This window comes from Streptomyces sp. NPDC054840 (genome assembly GCF_053611065.1).
Genome location: NZ_JBSGZP010001047.1, coordinates 1 through 1,665 on the forward strand (window position 1 = coordinate 1; position 1,665 = coordinate 1,665).

Annotated in this window: 2 protein-coding genes and 1 pseudogene; 2 read left to right on the forward strand and 1 reads right to left on the reverse strand. The window is 74.7% G+C overall.

Going from position 1 to position 1,665, the window contains the following annotated elements; translation table 11 throughout:
- Nucleotides 1–429, forward strand: a 429-nt coding sequence (locus ACWGIU_RS37345) for a molybdopterin cofactor-binding domain-containing protein (RefSeq protein ID WP_453712507.1), incomplete at its 5' end; no start/stop codon positions are given.
- A complete protein-coding gene (locus tag ACWGIU_RS37350) occupies nt 426–1,391 on the forward strand; it encodes an FAD binding domain-containing protein (protein ID WP_453712508.1) in 966 nt (321 codons plus the stop codon). The genes ACWGIU_RS37345 and ACWGIU_RS37350, both read left to right, overlap by 4 nt.
- Before the next feature lie 112 nt (nt 1,392–1,503).
- Here the strand turns inward: ACWGIU_RS37350 and ACWGIU_RS37355 are convergent.
- Nucleotides 1,504–1,665 (reverse strand): annotated as a pseudogene (locus ACWGIU_RS37355) (ABC transporter substrate-binding protein); the annotation flags it as partial.

Here is a 1,665-nt window from a genome sequence, read left to right on the forward strand (position 1 = left end):
GTCCAGGTCGCCGAGGTGGAGGTGGACACCCGGCTCGGCCGAGTCCGCCCGCTGAGCGTGTGGAGCGGCATCGCCGCGGGCCGGATCCACGAGGACCGCCTCGCCCGTGGCCAGTGCCAGGGAGCCGTCGTACAGGGCGTCGGCTACGCCCTGTACGAGGAGCGGCGCACCGACCCGGTCACCGGGCGGGTGCTGACCGAGAACCTGGAGGACTACCGCATCCCCGGCATCGGCGACACCCCCGAGATCACCGTCCACTTCCACCAGGAGGGCTTCGACCACGTGCCCGGCGGCGGCGTCGGCCTCGGCGAGATCGCGACCCTGCCCACCGCGGCCTGCCTGGCCAACGCGGTCCACGACGCCACCGGCTGGCGCCCGTACGACATGCCCATCCGCCCCGACCGGCTCCTGGAAGGACTGGGTACGTGAGCACCGAGACCGCCCTCACCGACCTCTCGGCCGCCGTCCTGGCCCGCGGCGGGGAGCTGCGCGCCGGTGGCACCGACACCACCGCCCGCCGGCGCAGCGGCGTCTCTCCCGGGCCGTTCACCGACCTCGGCGCCGCCGGCCACCTGCGCGGCTGCACGCCGCTGCCCGGCGGCGGGCTGCGGATCGGCGCCCTGACGACCCTCGCCGAGCTGGCCACCGACCCCCACGTACACGCGGGTTGGCCGGCCCTGGCCCTGTCGGCCGGGACCGCGGCCACGCCGCAGGTCCGGGCCGCCGGCACCGTCGGCGGCAACCTGCTGCAGCGCAACCGCTGTTGGTACTACCGCAATCCTCACTTCAGCTGTCTCCAGAAGGGCGGCACCGGCTGCCCTGCCCGCGAGGGCGACCACCACTTCGGCGTGGTCAGCGGCGGCGGCCCGTGCGTGGCCCCGCACCCGTCCACCCTGGCGATGACCCTGCTCGGCTACGACGCCGAGGCTCACGTCCACGGCGACCCCCCGCGCGGCGTCGCCGACCTGTACGGGGACGGTGACCGGCTCTCCCACGCCGACCACCTGCTGCCGCCGGACCGGATCCTCACCGCGGTCCACCTGCCCGCACCCCTGCCCGGCGAACGGGCCGCCTACCACCGGGCGATCAGCCGGGCCCACGCCGAATGGCCCCTGGTCGAGGCCACCGCCCGGCTGGTGCTCGACGGCTCCACCGTCACGCACGCCGCCGTCGCGGTGGGCGGGGTGGCCCGCGTACCGCTGCGGCTCACGGAGGTGGAGGCCGCCCTGATCGGCCGGGAGGCCACTCCCGACGTCCTCGCCGCAGCCGCCCGGACGGTCTTCGCCCGCTGCCGGCCGCTGCCGCAGACCGGCTACAAGGCCGAGCTGTTCGGCAACACCGTCCTGGAAGTCCTGGAACAGGCCGTCGGCGCGGTCGCCCCCACCGGATAGGCCGTGGTCACCGGGGTGATATCCGCGCTGTCCGCGCTGATCAGCCTCGGGGTGACGTACGTTCTCGGTGCCGTCTTCGGCCGACCCTGGACGGTCTACCGACCCTGTCTTCTCAGCCGGAGTGCAGGATCCGGAAGTGATCGGGTTCCGCCGGGTCTCGATCGACGACCTGGGTCGGCGCCCAAGCCCATTGCCAGACGCCGATACCCGGCGCGCGGGAGAACCTGATCCGGCCGCGGGTGCCTTCCACAGCAACGCGCGGCCAGGGTTCGGC